Raw genomic sequence first — 246 nt, forward strand, 5'->3', positions numbered from 1 at the left:
TATTTGGCCAGGGCAATACGCCGGTTGCCATCGCTTGCGCCTCCGTGCTGCTGTGGGCCGTGCATTTTCTGGTGCTGCGCGGCATCAAGGAGGCGGCGTTCATCAACCAAGTGACCACCGTGGCCAAGGTCGTGCCGCTGGTGCTGTTTGCGCTGATTTGCCTGTTCGCCTTCAAGCTCGAGGTGTTCACCGCCGACATCTGGGCCGTGGGTACTCCCGAGCTTGGCAGCGTGATGAACCAGGTAC

The 246-nt window shown here is 61.4% G+C and carries 1 protein-coding gene; it reads left to right on the forward strand.

Annotation, left to right across the window (positions count from 1 at the left end; translation table 11 throughout):
* Positions 1 to 246 (forward strand): amino acid permease (locus J5M56_RS26135; RefSeq protein WP_207938208.1); only part of this gene is annotated, 246 nt, incomplete at both ends.

Source organism: Pseudomonas sp. 51_B (genome assembly GCF_017491595.1).
In the GTDB taxonomy this organism is placed as follows: domain Bacteria; phylum Pseudomonadota; class Gammaproteobacteria; order Pseudomonadales; family Pseudomonadaceae; genus Aquipseudomonas; species Aquipseudomonas promysalinigenes.